This window comes from Pseudomonas sp. H1_F01, assembly GCF_054681425.1.
The window spans coordinates 3672766-3688506 of record NZ_CP162823.1 but is presented as its reverse complement, the minus strand read 5'-3'; the positions used below and the strand labels follow the sequence as shown (position 1 = coordinate 3688506).

General features: G+C 61.8%; 12 protein-coding genes. 6 read left to right on the top strand and 6 right to left on the bottom strand.

Annotated elements, in window-relative coordinates; translation table 11 throughout:
• The first annotated feature begins 53 nt into the window (after positions 1-53).
• The 5 genes from AB4O09_RS16870 (at position 54) to AB4O09_RS16850 (ending at position 7583) form a co-directional block, all read left to right on the top strand.
• Positions 54-821 carry a coniferyl-alcohol dehydrogenase gene (locus AB4O09_RS16870; RefSeq protein ID WP_013693262.1) on the top strand — a complete coding sequence of 256 codons (768 nt, stop codon included), beginning with the start codon at positions 54-56 and terminating at the stop codon, positions 819-821.
• A gap of 89 nt (positions 822-910) precedes the next feature.
• Positions 911-2560 carry a DUF1302 domain-containing protein gene (locus tag AB4O09_RS16865; protein WP_460107235.1) on the top strand — a complete coding sequence of 550 codons (1650 nt, stop codon included), beginning with the start codon at positions 911-913 and terminating at the stop codon, positions 2558-2560.
• Positions 2561-2575: 15 nt separating this feature from the next.
• Positions 2576-3937, top strand: a complete 1362-nt coding sequence (locus AB4O09_RS16860) for a DUF1329 domain-containing protein (protein WP_003201493.1) — start codon at positions 2576-2578, stop codon at positions 3935-3937.
• Between the two features lie 69 nt (positions 3938-4006).
• The gene (locus AB4O09_RS16855) at positions 4007-5110 is read left to right on the top strand and encodes a WD40/YVTN/BNR-like repeat-containing protein (RefSeq protein WP_003201495.1); all 1104 of its coding nucleotides are present in this window, start codon (positions 4007-4009) and stop codon (positions 5108-5110) included.
• 52 nt (positions 5111-5162) lie between these two features.
• Complete coding sequence (locus AB4O09_RS16850; protein ID WP_460107232.1) at positions 5163-7583, top strand: efflux RND transporter permease subunit; 2421 nt, start codon at positions 5163-5165, stop codon at positions 7581-7583.
• Between the two features lie 442 nt (positions 7584-8025).
• Here the strand turns inward: AB4O09_RS16850 and AB4O09_RS16845 are convergent, their stop codons facing one another.
• From AB4O09_RS16845 to AB4O09_RS16830, 4 genes are read right to left on the bottom strand one after another with little or no spacing between them, the layout of a single operon-like run.
• Positions 8026-9393, bottom strand: coding sequence for a 4Fe-4S binding protein (locus AB4O09_RS16845; protein ID WP_027911726.1), 1368 nt, complete (start codon positions 9391-9393; stop codon positions 8026-8028).
• Positions 9381-10235, bottom strand: coding sequence for an FTR1 family iron permease (locus AB4O09_RS16840; protein ID WP_027911725.1), 855 nt, complete (start codon positions 10233-10235; stop codon positions 9381-9383). The genes AB4O09_RS16845 and AB4O09_RS16840 overlap by 13 nt, the downstream gene beginning before the upstream one ends.
• Before the next feature lie 22 nt (positions 10236-10257).
• Positions 10258-10620, bottom strand: a complete 363-nt coding sequence (locus tag AB4O09_RS16835; protein WP_013693267.1) for a cupredoxin domain-containing protein — start codon at positions 10618-10620, stop codon at positions 10258-10260.
• A gap of 2 nt (positions 10621-10622) precedes the next feature.
• Complete coding sequence (locus AB4O09_RS16830; protein WP_003201507.1) at positions 10623-11153, bottom strand: iron transporter; 531 nt, start codon at positions 11151-11153, stop codon at positions 10623-10625.
• A 204-nt stretch (positions 11154-11357) separates the two neighbouring features.
• Here AB4O09_RS16830 and AB4O09_RS16825 point away from each other — a divergent pair, with 204 nt between their 5' ends.
• Positions 11358-11585 (top strand): DUF3079 domain-containing protein, encoded by a 228-nt coding sequence (locus AB4O09_RS16825; protein ID WP_028237016.1) that lies wholly within the window; start codon positions 11358-11360, stop codon positions 11583-11585.
• A 108-nt stretch (positions 11586-11693) separates the two neighbouring features.
• Here the strand turns inward: AB4O09_RS16825 and AB4O09_RS16820 are convergent, their stop codons facing one another.
• Together AB4O09_RS16820 and AB4O09_RS16815 are read right to left on the bottom strand one after the other, a co-directional pair.
• Positions 11694-13433 (bottom strand): dipeptidase, encoded by a 1740-nt coding sequence (locus AB4O09_RS16820; RefSeq protein WP_060613841.1) that lies wholly within the window; start codon positions 13431-13433, stop codon positions 11694-11696.
• Positions 13434-13658: 225 nt separating this feature from the next.
• Positions 13659-15659, bottom strand: coding sequence for a peptidase U32 family protein (locus AB4O09_RS16815; RefSeq protein ID WP_013693270.1), 2001 nt, complete (start codon positions 15657-15659; stop codon positions 13659-13661).
• Positions 15660-15741: the final 82 nt, after the last annotated feature.

Below are 15741 nucleotides of genomic sequence, written 5' to 3'. Positions count from 1 at the left end.
GCCCGATGAGCTGAGGGCCCTGCGAGTACACAAAAATAATAAGAGGACTCAACATGAAACTCGACAACAAGATTGTGCTGGTCACCGGTGTCTCGTCAGGCATTGGTGCTGCCACGGCAAGCCTGCTGCGCACTCATGGCGCCCAAGTGATTGGCGTCGACCTCAAGGCGCCGCACATGACCCTGGACGGTTTTGTGCAGGGCGACTTGAGTAGCGCCGAAAACATCGAACGGCTGCTGCCGCAGCTGCCCGCACGGCTCGACAGCCTGTGCAACATCGCCGGGGTGCCGGGCACCGCCAACCCGCAACTGCTGGCGCGGGTCAACTACCTCGGGTTGCGCCACTTGAGCCGTGCGCTGTTGCCGCGCATCAACGCTGGCGGCAGCATCGTCAATATCGCCTCGATCCTCGGCGCCGAATGGCCGTTGCGCCTGGAACAGCACAAGGCGCTGGCGCGCATCGAAGATTTTACCGCCGCGCAAGCCTGGCTGGCCGATCACCGGGTGCCGGACCAGACCTGCTACCAGTACTTCAAGGAAGCCTTGATCGTCTGGACCTACCTGCAGGCCCAACCCTGGTTTCTTGAGCATTCGGTGCGCATGAACAGTGTTGCACCGGGCCCGGTGTTCACGCCCATCCTCGACGACTTCGTGAGCATGCTCGGCGAGGCCCGGACCCAGGCCGATGCCCATCGCATGAAACGTCCCGCTTACGCCGATGAGGTGGCGGCGGTGATCGCTTTCCTGTGTGCCGATGAGTCGCGCTGGATCAACGGCGTCAACCTGCCGGTCGATGGTGGATTGGCCTCCACCTACATCTGAATGCGCATCCGTACAACGCGGTGCAAGCCGCTACCCGAGCGTGTTGGCTGCAAAGCCATGCCAAAAAATAACAATAATGAGAAGCGTCCATGGATAACCTCAAAGATTGCTTTGGTTTCAAGCATTGCGCCCTGTTCCTGGCGTTGTGCAGCACCGGTGTGATGGTCGAAAGGGTCCAGGCCATGCAAATGGACCTGGGTGACTCCGACTGGAAACTGCGCTGGGACAACACCATCAAGTACAGCCAAGCCTGGCGCCTGCATGGACAGGACAGCCGCTTGGTCAACGCGCCAACCGCCAACGGCCTGTATCCCTCGATCCAGAGCCAGGGCGACAAGAATTTCAGCAGTGGCCTGGTCTCCAACCGCCTGGACCTGTTTTCCGAAATGGACCTGAGCCGGCAAAACTATGGGCTGCGCGTGAGCGGCGCAGCCTGGTACGACGATATCTACAATCAGGACACCGACAGCAGCGAGCAAAAGCATTTCCTCAGTGAAACCCGCAAGCTCCATGGTCGCGACGCGGAAATCCTCGACGCCTTCGTGTTCTTGCGCGGGGATCTGGGTGAAGACTCCCAGGGCGTGGCGCGCCTGGGCCGACACAGCCTGATCTATGGGGAAAGCCTGTTCTACGGTGGCAACGGCATTGCCAATGCCCAGGGCCCGACCGATGTCGTCAAGTTGCTCAGCGTGCCGGGGACTCAGTTCAAGGAGATCCTGCGCCCGGTCAATCAGATCTCCGGGCAGTTGCAGATCAACCCGCAACTGTCGGTGGGCGCTTACTATCAGTTTGAGTGGGAACGTTCCAATCTGCCCGGCGCCGGCAGCTACCTGAGCGATGTCGATGCCATCGGCTACGGCAGTGGCCCTCTGCGCGAAGTGTTCGGCAACGACACGGTCAATGGCGGCGATTTGAAACCGCGCAATTCGGGGCAGGGCGGCATGCAGATCCGCTTCAAGCCGACCGGCACCGAGCTGGAGCTGGGTTTCTACGCGGCCCAGTATCACGACAAAGCGCCAACCGGGTTGTACGCGTACCTGGACGGTGCGGCGTCTGCGGCCACCGGGTTGCCCATCCTGGGTTCCTATCGCCAGGTCTACGCCGAAGACATCAAGACCGCTGGCGTCAGCTTTTCCACTGCCTACGGTCCGTTCAACTTTGCCGGTGAAACGTCGGTGCGCTGGAACGCGCCGCTAGTGAGTAATCTGCAAGTAGTGACCCCCGGCATGGCGGCCGATGGTGGCGACAATGAGTTGTTCGCCAGGGGCAAGACCGCCCACGCCAACCTGTCGGCGATCTACCTGTTATCGCCCACCGCGTTCTGGGATGGCGGATCGGCCCTGGCCGAACTGGCCTGGAACCGCACCCTGAGCGTGACCAAGAACGCTGCCGCGCTGGACTCCAACACCACCCGCGATGCCACCGCGCTGCGGGTATTGATCGAGCCGGCGTACTTCCAGATCGTCGACGGAATCGACCTGACCGTGCCGATCGGCATGGGTGTGGTACTCGATGGGCGCTCATCGGCGGTCAACAAATCCGGCTTCGGCAACACCCACTCCGGCGACTGGAGTGTCGGGCTCAAAGCCACCTACCTGCAACGCTGGGATGTCGGCCTCAACTACGTGAACTTCTTCGGCGCACCGAAAGCCGGGCTGCGCGAGGACGGCAATTTCAGTTACGGACAGTCGTTGGCCGATCGCGACTTCGTCTCGCTCTACGTGAAAACCTCATTCTAATAAGGTGGATTCGCCATGCAGAACACAGCATTCCTGAACACATGCGTCCTGACCCTGGCCCTTGCTGGCATGGGGCTGGCGCAGGCGGCGGTGTCGCCTGAACAGGCCGCGCGCCTGAAAACCGATCTGACTCCCTTGGGTGGCGAGCGCGCCGGCAACGCCGATGGCAGTATCCCGGCTTGGCAGGGCGGCTATACCCAGGCCACGCCTGGCTACAAACCGGGTGACAAACGCCCCGATCCATTCGCCGGCGAGAAGCCGCTGTATTCGATCAAAGCCTCGAACATGGAGCAGTACGCCAGCGAATTGGCCGAAGGGACCAAGCTGCTGCTGAAGAAATACCCGGGCTATCGCCTGGACGTGTACCCGACCCATCGCTCGGCCGCCGCTCCGCAATGGGTGTATGACAACACCAGCAAGAACGCCACCCGCGCCACCCTGGACGTGGACAGCGAGAAGGTCGCCAACGCCTACGGTGGCATCCCGTTCCCGATCCCGGAAAACGGTGCCCAGGTGCTGTGGAATTATCGGTTGTCCTGGCAGGGCGGCGACACCATCAGCGCGCCTTTCGATACCTGGCTGATGACCGCCGGTGGCAAGAAAGTCCAGGCGACCCGGGCCCAATTCTCCTATCAGTTTCCCTACTACTTCGAAGGCGGCAGCCTGGAAAACTATGCGGGCAAGTACCAGGTGGGCAAGCTGTTGACCGAGTTGCCGTCATCCAAGGCCGGCGAAGGCCTGATGACCCATTGGGACATGGACCCGGCCAATCGGGCGGCCTGGCAATATCTGGTCGGCCAGCGCCGGGTTCGCCGGGCGCCAAACATTGCCTATGACACGCCGGACTTCGTCACCTCCGGCGTCGGCCTGTTCGACGAAGCGTTCATGCTGTTCGGGCCTACCGATCGCTATGACCTCAAGCTGGTGGGCAAGAAAGAGCTGATCGTCGGCTACAACAATAACCGCGCCGCGCTGGCCAAGAGTGACGACCTGGTCAAGGAAAACTTCCTCAATCCTGATCTGGTGCGTTGGGAGAAGCACCGGGTCTGGGTGGTCGAGGCCACGCTCAAATCCGGCAAGCGCCATGTCGTGCCGCGTCGGACCTACTACGTCGACGAAGACTCCTGGCAGATCCTGATGGCTGACGGTTATGACGCCCAGGGCAAGCTCGGCCGGCAGATGTATTCGCTGACGCTGCTGGCGCCGGACATGCCGGTGCTCACCGCACAGGTCATGTGGGGCAGCTACAACCTCGACACCGGGGCCTACTTCCTCAACGCATCGAGCAATGACCTGGCGGTTCAGTACCAGAAGATCGCGAGACCTTCGGCGTCCTATTTCACGCCGGATGCCATGGCCAACGAAAACATGCGTTGAACCTGTGGCGGCCGTGGCGAGGAGGAGGTTCGCCGCGGTCGCTTACGATTTTCCAGGCGGAATAACGATATGAACGTTGAAAAATTTTTTGCGAGTCGCGGTCCGCTATGGGGCGTTTGCGCCTTGGTGGGGAGCCTGTTGGTGAGCGTGCCCTTGGTTGCACAGGCCACGACATTGGCCGTGCTGCAACAGCCGGCATTGCCGACCGCCAAGGCCCAGCGCTCGGTGTTGCTCGGGCTGGCCCGGGCCGGCGAGCGTCTGGTGGCGGTCGGTGAGCGCGGGATCGTGCTGCTCTGCGATGACGCAGGAGTCAATTGGCGCCAGGCCAAGGTGCCGGTCAGTGTCAGCCTGACGGCGGTGCAATTCGTCGATGCCGAGCAGGGCTGGGCGGTCGGTCATCTGGGCGTGGTGCTGCACACCCAGGACGGCGGAGAAACCTGGCAAAAGCAACTCGACGGTCAGCGTGCCATCGCCTTGGCGGTACAGTTCGCTGAGCGCGATGTCAATCAACCCGACGGTGCCAGCCACTTGGCGCAGGCACGGCGCATGCTCGATGACGGACCGGATAAACCGTTTCTCGACCTGTACTTCAGTGACCGCCTGCACGGCTACGTCGTGGGCGCCTACAACCAGATCTACCGTACCGACGATGGCGGGCGAAGCTGGCAGCCGTGGATGCGGCATGTGGACAATCCGCAGGGCTTGAACCTGTATGGCATCCGCGCCTTGGGCAACGATCTGTGGTTGGTGGGGGAGCGCGGTTTGCTGTTGCGTTCGACCGACGCCGGGCAGTCATTCCAGGCCTTGAAGTCACCGTATGAGGGCAGCTTCTTCGGTCTGCTCGGCACCCGCGACGGGGCCTTGGTGGTCTATGGCTTGCGCGGAAACGCCTGGTGGTCCGGGGATCGTGGCAACAGTTGGCGCCGCCTTGACACCGGTATCGAATCGACACTGGCGAGCGCTCTCCAACTGCGCGACGGCGGCCTGTTGTTGGCCAGCCAGAGTGGTGAACTTCTATTCAGTCATGACCAGGGGCGAAGTTTTGACAAGCGTCAGAGCCGCAGCGGTGGGACGCTCGCTGCCGTGCAACAGGCGGTCGACGGCAGCCTGGCCAGCGTCGGCTTGACCGGCGTGGCCGCTGACCAGGATCCGCGGGCCGCAGGTCAACCTTGAAACTTCACGGTGTAGCGCTATCGGGCCACGGCTCGTGCAACAGGAGTCAAACTTGAAAGACGACAGAACCCAAACCGTGATCGGCCGCCAGGAAGATTTTGACCGGGCGTCGGGCAACTTCGCTGAGCGGGCGATCTTCAACCATCGACCGCTGGTGGTCCTGCTGTGTCTGTTGGTGACGTTGGTGCTCGGTTGGCAAGCCACGCGCATCGGCATCAATGCCAGCTACGAAAAGACCATCCCCACGGGGCATCCCTACGTCGCCAATTTCCTGGAGAATCGCAAGGAACTGAGCGGCCTGGGCAACTCGCTGCGCATCGCCGTGGAGGTCAAGCAGGGGAGCATTTTCACCAAGGACTACCTCGACACCCTGGCCAGGCTCAACGACGAGCTCTATCTGCTGCCGGGCGTCGACCGCCCCTACATGAAATCGTTATGGACCCCGACCACGCGTTGGACTGCCGTGACCGAAGACGGGCTCGACGGCGGCACGGTGATCCCCGACGATTACGATGGCTCAGCCACCAGCCTCGAGCAGGTGCGGACCAACGTGGCCCGCTCCGGGGAAGTCGGGCAATTGGTCGCCGGCAACTTCAAATCCAGCGTGATCTTCGTGCCGTTGCTGGAAATCAATCCGCAGACGGGCAAGGCGCTGGACTATGGCGAGTTCTCCCGGCAACTGGAGGCGCTGCGAGACAAGTACCAGACCGATGACCTGCGGATTCATATCACCGGCTTTATCAAGATCGTCGGCGACCTGATCGAGGGCATGACCCAGGTATTGCTGTTCTTCGTGGTGGCGGTACTGGTGACGGTCTTGGTGCTGTTTGGCTACACCCGTTGCGCGCGAAGCACCTTGGTGGTGGTGATCTGTTCACTGGCGGCGGTGCTTTGGCAACTGGGGCTGCTAGCGCTGCTCGGCTATGAGCTGGACCCTTACTCGGCCTTGGTGCCGTTCCTGGTGTTCGCCATTGGCATGAGCCATGGCGCGCAGAAGATGAACGGCATCATGCAGGACATCGGCCGCGGTACTCACCGGGTGGTTGCCGCGCGCTATACCTTCCGTCGACTGTTCGCCGCCGGCATCACCGCTTTGCTCTGTGATGCGGTGGGCTTCGCGGTGCTGCTGCTGATCAACATTCGGGTGATCCAGGACCTGGCGATCACCGCCAGCCTCGGGGTGGCAGTGCTGATTTTCACCAACCTGATCCTGCTGCCGATCCTGCTCAGCTATATCGGCGTCAGCCCGGCGGCGGCGCAACGCAGCCTGAGTGCGGAAACCACAGAGCAACAGGCGCAGATCAAGCATCCCCTGTGGAGTGTGCTCGATTTGTTCACCCAACGGCGCTGGGCCACGGGCGCCATGTTGGCTGGCTTGCTGTTGGCCGCGTTTGGTTTTGCCGTGAGCCTGCACCTGAAAATCGGCGATCTGGACCCCGGCGCTCCAGAGTTGCGTGCCGACTCGCGCTACAACCGCGATGCGTTGTTCATGACCCAGAACTATGCGGCCAGCTCGGATATTTTCGTGGTCATGATCAAGACCCCCGAGGATCAATGCACCCGTTACGCCAGCCTGTCTGCGGTAGACGCGCTGGCCTGGCAACTGGAGCAATTGCCCGGCGTGGAATCGACCACCTCGATGGCAGCGCTGAGCAAGATCGCCACGGCCGGGTATAACGAAGGCAACTTCAAATGGTATGAACTGATCCCCAATGACGGCGCACTGGGTGCCGTGCAAACCCGCGCCCCGCGAGAGCTGTTCAATCAGGGCTGCTCGATGCTGTCGCTGTACGTCTACCTGGCCGATCACAAGGCTGATACCTTGAACCGGGTGGTGGAGGCCAGTGAGCAGTTTATCGCCGGGCATCAGATGCCAGAGGTCAAGTTCATGCTCGCGGCCGGCAGTGCGGGGATCGAAGCGGCGACCAATATCGTGGTGAAGAAGTCCATGCGCGAGATGCTGTTCTGGGTCTATGGCGCAGTCAGTCTGCTGTGTCTGGTGACCTTCCGCAGCTGGCGCGCAACCCTGTGCGCGATGCTGCCGCTGATGCTCACCTCGATCCTGTGCGAGGCGCTGATGGTGGGGCTGGGCATGGGGGTGAAAGTCGCGACACTGCCGGTAATCGCACTGGGCGTGGGCATCGGGGTCGATTATGCGCTCTATGTGTTGAGCGTGATCCTGGCGCGGATGCGGGCCGGTGACACCTTGGCCCAGGCGTATTACCAGGCGCTGCTGTTCACCGGCAAAGTGGTGTTGTTGACGGGCATGACATTGGCTGTGGCGGTGTCGACCTGGGCGTTCTCGCCGATCAAGTTTCAGGCTGATATGGGGATTTTGCTGGCCTTCATGTTTTTGGTGAACATGCTGGGGGCCTTGATCTTGCTGCCGGCGTTGGCTTGGTTGCTGTTGCCGCAGAGGGTGTTTTTAAAAAAGCCTGAGTTGAGTCGGCAGGGGGGGTGGGTTCGGGGCTGACGGCTTTTGGGGGGTATATCCGTTATTTAGGTAACGGCGGCTTATGGTTCCGCCCTTACGGCGGGTCACTTTCGAAAAGCGCGAAAGTAACCAAAGCGCTTTTGCCCCACCACTCGGTGCCTCGCCTAGGCTCGGCATGCCTGAACGAAGGCATTGCTCCGAGGGCCGCCGCGAAGGGCCATCCATGGCCCAGCGCGGCTAACCCGGCATCCATGCCGGGTTGCCCACTGCGCAATACCTTCGTTCAGCCAGCGTGGTTAACGGGGCGCCGAGATCAACATCCACCGCGAGGCGGCCTTATAGCCGACCTAGTTCTTGGTGGGACCGCGTTTCCCCTGTGGGAGCGAGCTTGCTCGCGATGGCGGTGTGTCATTCTTTGGTGATGTTGAATGTGCCGGCCTCATCGCGAGCAAGCTCGCTCTTACAGGGTGTTGTGAGCACATCACCATCCCCAGAACTGCAGCCACCAGCCATAACCCACCAGGCTGCTGGCCATGACCAGGCATGCCATGGCTGGCGATCGTTGGATCGCTGGAGTCTGCGTCTGCTGCAGGCGTTTCCAGCCCAGCCATAAACTCCAGGCTATCGCCGCTACCAGCAACCCGGCCCGTGCCGGTTGTACCCATTCCAGCAGCAGTCCTTCATAGCGCAGCAGTTTGACCGTGGTGGCCGACAAGCCGAGGAACAACCCAGCACCGCCGAGGGGCGTCAGGGTGATGGCTAAGGGCGGATATTGTGTGTTGTCACCCGAGAGGCGTGCCGCCAGGCGCATCAGCAGCATCAGTGAAGTGCCTATCAGCAGTGCACTCATGCCCAGGTACGCGACGATGCAAAAACCGTCGAGCCAACTGAAACTGTCATTGAGTTGCGGATAGTGCGTCAACAGCCACCACGGCGCGTTGTCCTGGAGTGCCCAGAGCCAATCATGACTGACCAGCCATTGGGCCAGGCTTTGCTTGAGGTCGATGAACCATGGGCTGACAGTCCACTGGAAGGCGCCCATGGCCAGGCCGATGACACCGAACAACAGCAAGCGAACATCCCATGGCGAGAGGGTGTCAGCTGTCGAGTGCAGGATTTCTTCGCTGCTGGAGCGGGCAATCAGGCGCACCGCATCGCGCTGGCCGCTGCAGCGACCACAGGCGTGGCAATCGGCGGCGCCACGCATGCGGCGGATGTCCAGCAAGGGCGCGCAGTTGGGAGGAGGGCGACGCGGTGCGGGGTTTTCCAGCCAGCGTTGTTCGTCCACCTGAAAGTGCACCGGCGCCAAGCGAGCAAGCAGGGAAAAGACGCCGCTGACCGGGCACAGGTAACGGCACCACACCCGCTTGCCCCGGGCGAACAACAGGCCGACGATCACCGCGGCGACGGTCGAGCCGCCCAGGATCAGCAATGCAGCCTGGGCGTAGTCGTAGACGCTGATCAATTGACCGTAGAGTGTGGTCAGGCAGAACGCCAAGGTGGGCCAGCCAGCCCAGCGCAATCCGCGCGGCACCCCGAAGCCCTTGCCGTACTGGCTGGCCCATTCACTCAGGGCGCCTTCCGGACACAGCACGCCACACCAGAGCCGCCCGAACAACACGATCGACAGCAACACGAACGGCCACCACAGGCCCCAGAACAGAAACTGTGCCAGCAGTGTGAGATTGTCGAACAGGCGTGCCTGGCTGTTGGGCAATGGCAGCAGGGCCGGCACCACCAGCAGCACCGCATAGAACAGCACCACCGCCCATTGCACGGTACGAATGGTTGCACCGTGGCGCCGCATGCCGTCGCCCAGGCGTTGGAGCCAGGGGTTCAGGTCGGGCATGGCAGGTTTTCCGCCTTGCGCGGCCGCAGCCAGCCCGCGACGACGCCCCAATAGCCCAGCCACACCAGCAGCGTCATCGCACTCGGGCTGGCCCGATACCCGGTGAAGTCCGCCAGGAACCCGCCGAAGCCATGGCCGTCGTCGAGTATCGCGCTACTGTCCCACAGCGCGTCGCCAATGCCGCGATACACCGCCTCAGGCCAATCCATCGCGAGCAGTTGCCCGCCGACCCGCTCGATACCGCTGACCAGCAACGCTGCCCCCAACAGCAGCAGGATCGCTTCGCTGATGGCAAAGAAACGCGGCCATGAGATGAACCGGCGACTGCTGTGCAGCAAGGAGACGGTCAGCAGCGACAGCACCAGCCCGGCCAGCGCACCGACGGCGAACAAGCCCAGTTGCGGCCCCTGCAGGCGCGCACCGGCGCCATACAGGAACACCACGGTTTCACTGCCTTCGCGGCTGACCGCCAGCAGCGCCAGCACCAACAGCCCCAGGCCGCCCTGACGGCTCAGGCGCTGGTCGGCGTGGCGCGTCAGGTCATGCTTGAGCGTCCTCGCGTTTCGGTGCATCCAGCCGACCATCTGCACGATCAGCAGGCTGGCGACCAGAGCCAGCGACGCCTGGAACCATTCATTGGCCGTCCCGCTCATGGCCTCGCCGGCCAGCAGGATCAGGCCGGCCAGCACGCCCGAAAGCAACAGGCCCAGCGCGGCGCCGGTCCATACATAGCGCAACAGCTGGCTGGCCTGGTGTTGTCGGCTGACCCAGGCCTGGAGAATCCCGATCACTAACAACGCCTCGACGCTTTCGCGCCAGACAATAAACATCGATTGAGTCATGCAAACGCCTCCTGCTGACCGATTACTCGGCGAGAATCCCGCCCTCGGGCAGTTGCGGATTGAATTCGTCGAAAAACGGATAGTGCCCGGGGCGCAGCGGGTGGATGACCACGAAGGTCGTGACGCCGGGCGAGAGCACTTTCTCGACGCGCAAAGGCGTGCTTTCGAACTCCGCCGGGCCCTGGCCGATGTTCTTCAGCACGATCTTGAAGCGTTGCCCGGCCGGCACTTCCAGTTGCGCCGGCGTGAAATGCCCGTCGCGTATGCTCAGCTCATAGGTCGGCAGTTCGGCTTGGGCGATCGAGGGCAGCAGCAAACCGGCCAGCGTCAACCAGGCCAGGCGTCGATGAGTCGTGACGTGCCGTGGGCAGGATGAGCGGTTCATGCTCAGTACCCGCCTTTTTTACCGATCCCGGCGTAGACGAATTCATAATGCAGTTCGCAGCGTTCGAACCATGGCGCCACGCCGGTTTCCTTGTCGGTATGACGACCGAGGGAGCCATGGCCGCCAGGCGGCAGGACAGTGAATGTCAGTTGATATTTGCCAGGGCCGAGCAGCTTGACGTTGTCGCCATAGTGCGGCCCGTCGTTGGCGACCATGGCGTGGAAATCACCCTTGAGCTCGGTGTCGTTGCCTTGTTTCTTCAGTTGGAATGACACATTGAGGTAGGGCACGAAACTGCCTTCCTGGAAGCCCTGCTTATTGTCCGCCGTGGCGCGGATGTCGGCTTCCAGGTGCACGTCGGAATCGGCCGTGGCCCGCATCATCCCGGCCGGGGCCATTTCAATCGGCTGCAAATACACCGCACCGACCTCCAGTCCTGGGCACAGTTGCGGTTCGCCGATGGGGTATTCCTTGGCCTGGGCCAGCGGTGCGAGAAACAGCAAGGCCAGAGGCAGAGTTGCAAGTGTGCGCATGATGACTTCCTGGTTGGCTAAACGATGGCGCCGAGTCTAGGAAGCTTTGCTGCGAATAATAATGATTCTTGTCAATTTTTAGCGCGAATTTTCCAACGACGAATGCCGACTGGTTCCTGCGCGGTTGTTCTTGATCGGGATCAAGGGGCACTGCGCCCCGACGCGGTAGGGTGCGGGTACACCCATCAGTTATACGGGGTCGTCATGGCAAAGCCCTTTCCCATCAGTCCCAAACATCCCGAGCGCATTTGCTGGGGTTGTGATCGTTACTGTCCGACCAGTGCGCTGGCCTGCGGCAACGGCGCCGATCGAACGATGCACCCGGCCGAGATGATCGGGGAGGATTGGTACCTGCACGGGGATTGGGGGCTGGAGCTGGTCGACATTACCGCCAAGGTCATCGATCCAAGCGCCACTCACTTGAAGGAATAAGGGTAAGCCTGTGGCGAGGGGATTCATCCCCACTCGGTTGCGCAGCGACCGCAAAATCTTGGGGCCGCTGCGCAGCAAGCTCCCTCGCCACAATCGATCACACGCGCCTTAGAGCTTCGGCAATTGCCCGATCCGCCCCATCATCTCGGTCACGATCTGCAGGTCCAGCAGGAATTGCTCGACTGTCTTGAACTCGTTGTCGTTGTGACCGGTGTACTTGACGTCGGGCATGGCCAGGCCGAATTGCACGCCATTGGGCAAGTCATGAACCGAAGTGGCGCCGGCAGAGGTGCCGTATTTGTGTTCCATACCGAGGTTTTCACTTGCCACGGCCAGCAGCGCCTTGACCCATTCACCCTCAGGGTTGCGGTACATCGGCTCGTCAATGGAATAGTCGAAGGCCACCGCAATGTGGGATTTCTTGCTCCAGGCGGCCAGTTTGCCGGCGATTTCAGTCTTGAGGGCTTCCGTGGTCTTGCCCACCGGCACCCGCAGGTTGACCGCCAGCTTGAGGGTCTTCTCATCCATGCCAACGTAGGTCAGGGACGCGGTCAGCGGGCCCATGAAGGCATCGGAAAAACCGATTCCCAGTTTTTTACCCAGGTAGTCGAGCCCCCAGTTGTCAGCGGCATAGCGGGCGGCGTCGGTGATGTGGTTGTGTTTGAGCGTGACCTTGCCATCCAGGCCATTGATGAGCCCCAGCATCCTTGCCACCGGGTTGACGCCTGACTCGGGTTCGGAGGAGTGGGCGGAAACGCCGGTGAAGGTAAGTTGGACGTCCTTGCCGACGACCTGGGTGCTCACTTCGAAGTTGCCACCGTTGCGCTTGGCATAGTCGGTAGCGGCTTTGAGCAGGCTGGCAGCCAGTTCGGCGGGCTTGTCGCTGGCGAAGGTGGCAACGGACGTCGACGGAATCTGATTGGTCGCCAGGCCGCCCGTCAGCGCGGTAATTTCTGCCCCCTTGCCCTGTGCCGCGCGCCGGGTGAAGTTCGCCATGACGGTGCCATAGCCTTTCTCGGCAATCACTACGGGGTAGCCGCCATCCAGCGCCAGGTTGTAATTGGGCGTCGGGTTGCGTTCGAAATAATAGGGGATGGCGTCGCCAGTGGTTTCCTCGGTGGTGTCGACCAGCAGCTTGAAGTTGCGCGCCAGCGGCAGTTTCTCTTCCTTGATGATTTTCATGGCATAGAGCGCGACCACGATGCCGTTCTTGTCGTCCTCGGTACCGCGGCCATACATGCGGTCGCCCACCTGGGTGACCTTGAACGGGTCGAGGCGAGTGCCATCTTTCAACACCCAGTTATCCGGTGTTACCGGCACCACGTCGGCATGGGCGTGAATGCCCACGACTTCGTCGCCGCTGCCTTCGAGGGAAATCTCATAGACACGGTTGTCGATGTTGCGGAAGTTGAGGTTGAACGCCTCGGCCAGGCTTTTGATCTTGTCGGCGATCTTGAGAAACTCCGGGTTCTCGTGCTGGGCAACGCCGTCCTTGCGAAAAGTCGGGATGGCGACCAGTTCCTTCAGTGTCTCGGTGGCCGCTTGGCCGTATTTCACTCGGGCATAGAGGCCCAGCAGGCGATGGATTTCATTCTGCTGTTCAGCCGAAAGGGTTGTGTTGCCTTGGAACGCGCTGATGGCCGGGCCGAGGTTGGCGGCTTTGCCCAGGTCGCTCTTGGCCACGTCGGCCAGGAACTGCCTGAAATCGGTAACTGAGGTGTTGGAGAAGGTTTTGACGATGGCTGCGCCCTGTTGGGCGCTGATGTTGGCGAATGCTGGTGTGGTGATCGAAGCGAGGCTGGACAACAGCAGGGTGGTCACGGCCAGGTGTTTGAGCGAGAAGTCCATTGCTGGGCATTCCTTGGCAGGCGGTAGGAGGGAAGTGTCTGATTTGATGACACAAACCGTTGCAACCTAACACCGCGAGGAAGTGGTGGGGGAGTCCTGCAGGAGAATCTGTCGCACCGCGAAGCAAAAACGGCGCAGAAATGAAAAATGGCGCAGGGCCATCAAACACCCGAAAAACCCTGTGGGAGCAAGTTTGCTCCCACATGGGCATGGCTGGGTATTGGTTTAATGCGGGGCGCGGGGGATCGTCTTGAGCAGGTCTTCAGGGCTGATGTGACCGACCACGGGCTGCGCCGTGCTGCCGGGCAATGGCAGGTCCAGGATGTGTCCCTTGATCTTGCCGACCACATGCATTTCGCAGGGTTTGCAGTCGAACTTCAGCGTCAGCACTTCATCACCGTGTATCAGTTGCATCGGTGCCACCTTGGTGCGTACGCCAGTGACGCCCTTGGCCTGCTTGGGGCAGAGGTTGAACGAGAAGCGCAGGCAGTGCTTGGTGATCATCACCGGCACTTCACCCGTTTCCTCGTGGGCCTCGAACGCCGCGTCGATCAGCTTGACGCCGTGACGATGATAGAAGTCCCGGGCCTTCTGGTTGTAGACGTTGGCCAGGAACGACAGGTGCGACTCCGGGTACACCGGCGGCGGGTTGGTCTCGGCCTTGCGGCCACCGCGTGGATGGGCTTTGATGCGGGCGGCGGTCAGGGCTTCGATGGCTTCGCGGCGCAACGCCTTGAGCTGCGAGTTGGGGATGAAGAACGCCTGGGGCGCATCCAGCTCGATCGCGGTAGCGTGGTATTCGGTGGTGCCCAGTTGGCCGAGCAGGTCGTGCAATTGCTCCAGGGCCTGTTCCGGCTTGTTGGCCACGCCGAACGGCCCATCCAGGGCGACGCTGGCGCTGATGCCTTCTTCGCTGGTGGCGGTCAGTTCCAGGCGTTCTTCACGCAGGCGCGCACCCCAGGCCAGGCCGACACGGCGTTCGGAGGATGTCTTGAGCAACGCCTGCTGCCAGTTGTGGTCCAGGTTGCGGCTCAACGGGTGGTTGGGGCGCAACTGGTACATGCCGGCCGGCATCTCGTTGGGTTCGACGCGGTAGCGGTAACGCTTCTGGCCGTCCTCTTCGAACTCACCCTTGGGCTCGGCGATGTTGGCGCGGAAACCGACGACTTCGCGCTTGACCAGCACATTGAGGCCGTCGCCGTTGGACAGCGGATCGAAGGTCACCACTTGCAGGTCGCGCTTGCCGACTTTTTCCACCACGCCCACCGGCACGCCGGTAAAGGTCGGCGAATCGAAGGCGCCAATGTCGATCTTGCGTTCGCTGACGAAATAGTCGGTGCTGCCACGGTGGAAGGTCTTGTCCGGGTCGGGGACGAAGAAGTGCGCGGTGCGGCCGCTGGACGCGCGGGCCAGGTCCGGACGGTCTTCGAGGACATCGTCCAGGCGCTGGCGGTAATAGGCGGTGATGTTCTTCACATAACCCATGTCCTTGTAGCGGCCTTCGATCTTGAATGAGCGCACGCCGGCTTCGACCAGGGCGCGGATGTTGGCGCTCTGGTTGTTGTCTTTCATCGACAGCAGGTGTTTTTCGTAGGCGACCACCCGGCCCTGGTCGTCCTTGAGGGTGTAGGGCAGGCGACAGGCCTGGGAGCAGTCGCCACGGTTGGCGCTGCGGCCGTTCTGGGCATGGGAGATGTTGCACTGGCCGGAAAACGCCACGCACAGCGCGCCGTGGATGAAGAACTCGATGGCCGCGTCGGTCTCATCGGCAATGGCGCGGATTTCCTGCAGGTTCAGCTCACGGGCCAATACCAGTTGCGAGAAACCGGCCTGGTCGAGGAACTTTGCCCGGGCCAGGGTGCGGATGTCGGTCTGGGTGCTGGCATGCAGCTCGATGGGTGGAATATCCAGCTCCATTACCCCAAGGTCCTGGACGATCAGCGCATCGACGCCGGCATCGTACAACTGGTGGATCAGTTGGCGGGCCGGTTCCAGCTCGTTGTCATGCAAGATGGTGTTGATGGTCGTGAACACACGGGCGTGGTAGCGATGGGCGAACTCCACCAGCCGGGCAATATCGCCCACTTCGTTGCAAGCGTTGTGACGCGCGCCGAAACTCGGGCCACCGATGTACACGGCGTCGGCGCCATGCAGGATGGCCTCGCGGGCGATGGTCACGTCGCGGGCGGGGCTGAGCAATTCCAGATGATGTTTGGGCAAGGACATTTGTTTTTAGTCAGGCTGGTCACGGTCGAAGCGAGCATTGTAGCCGCCAGGCGCCTTGCAGGCACCTGTGGACTTGGGTTTG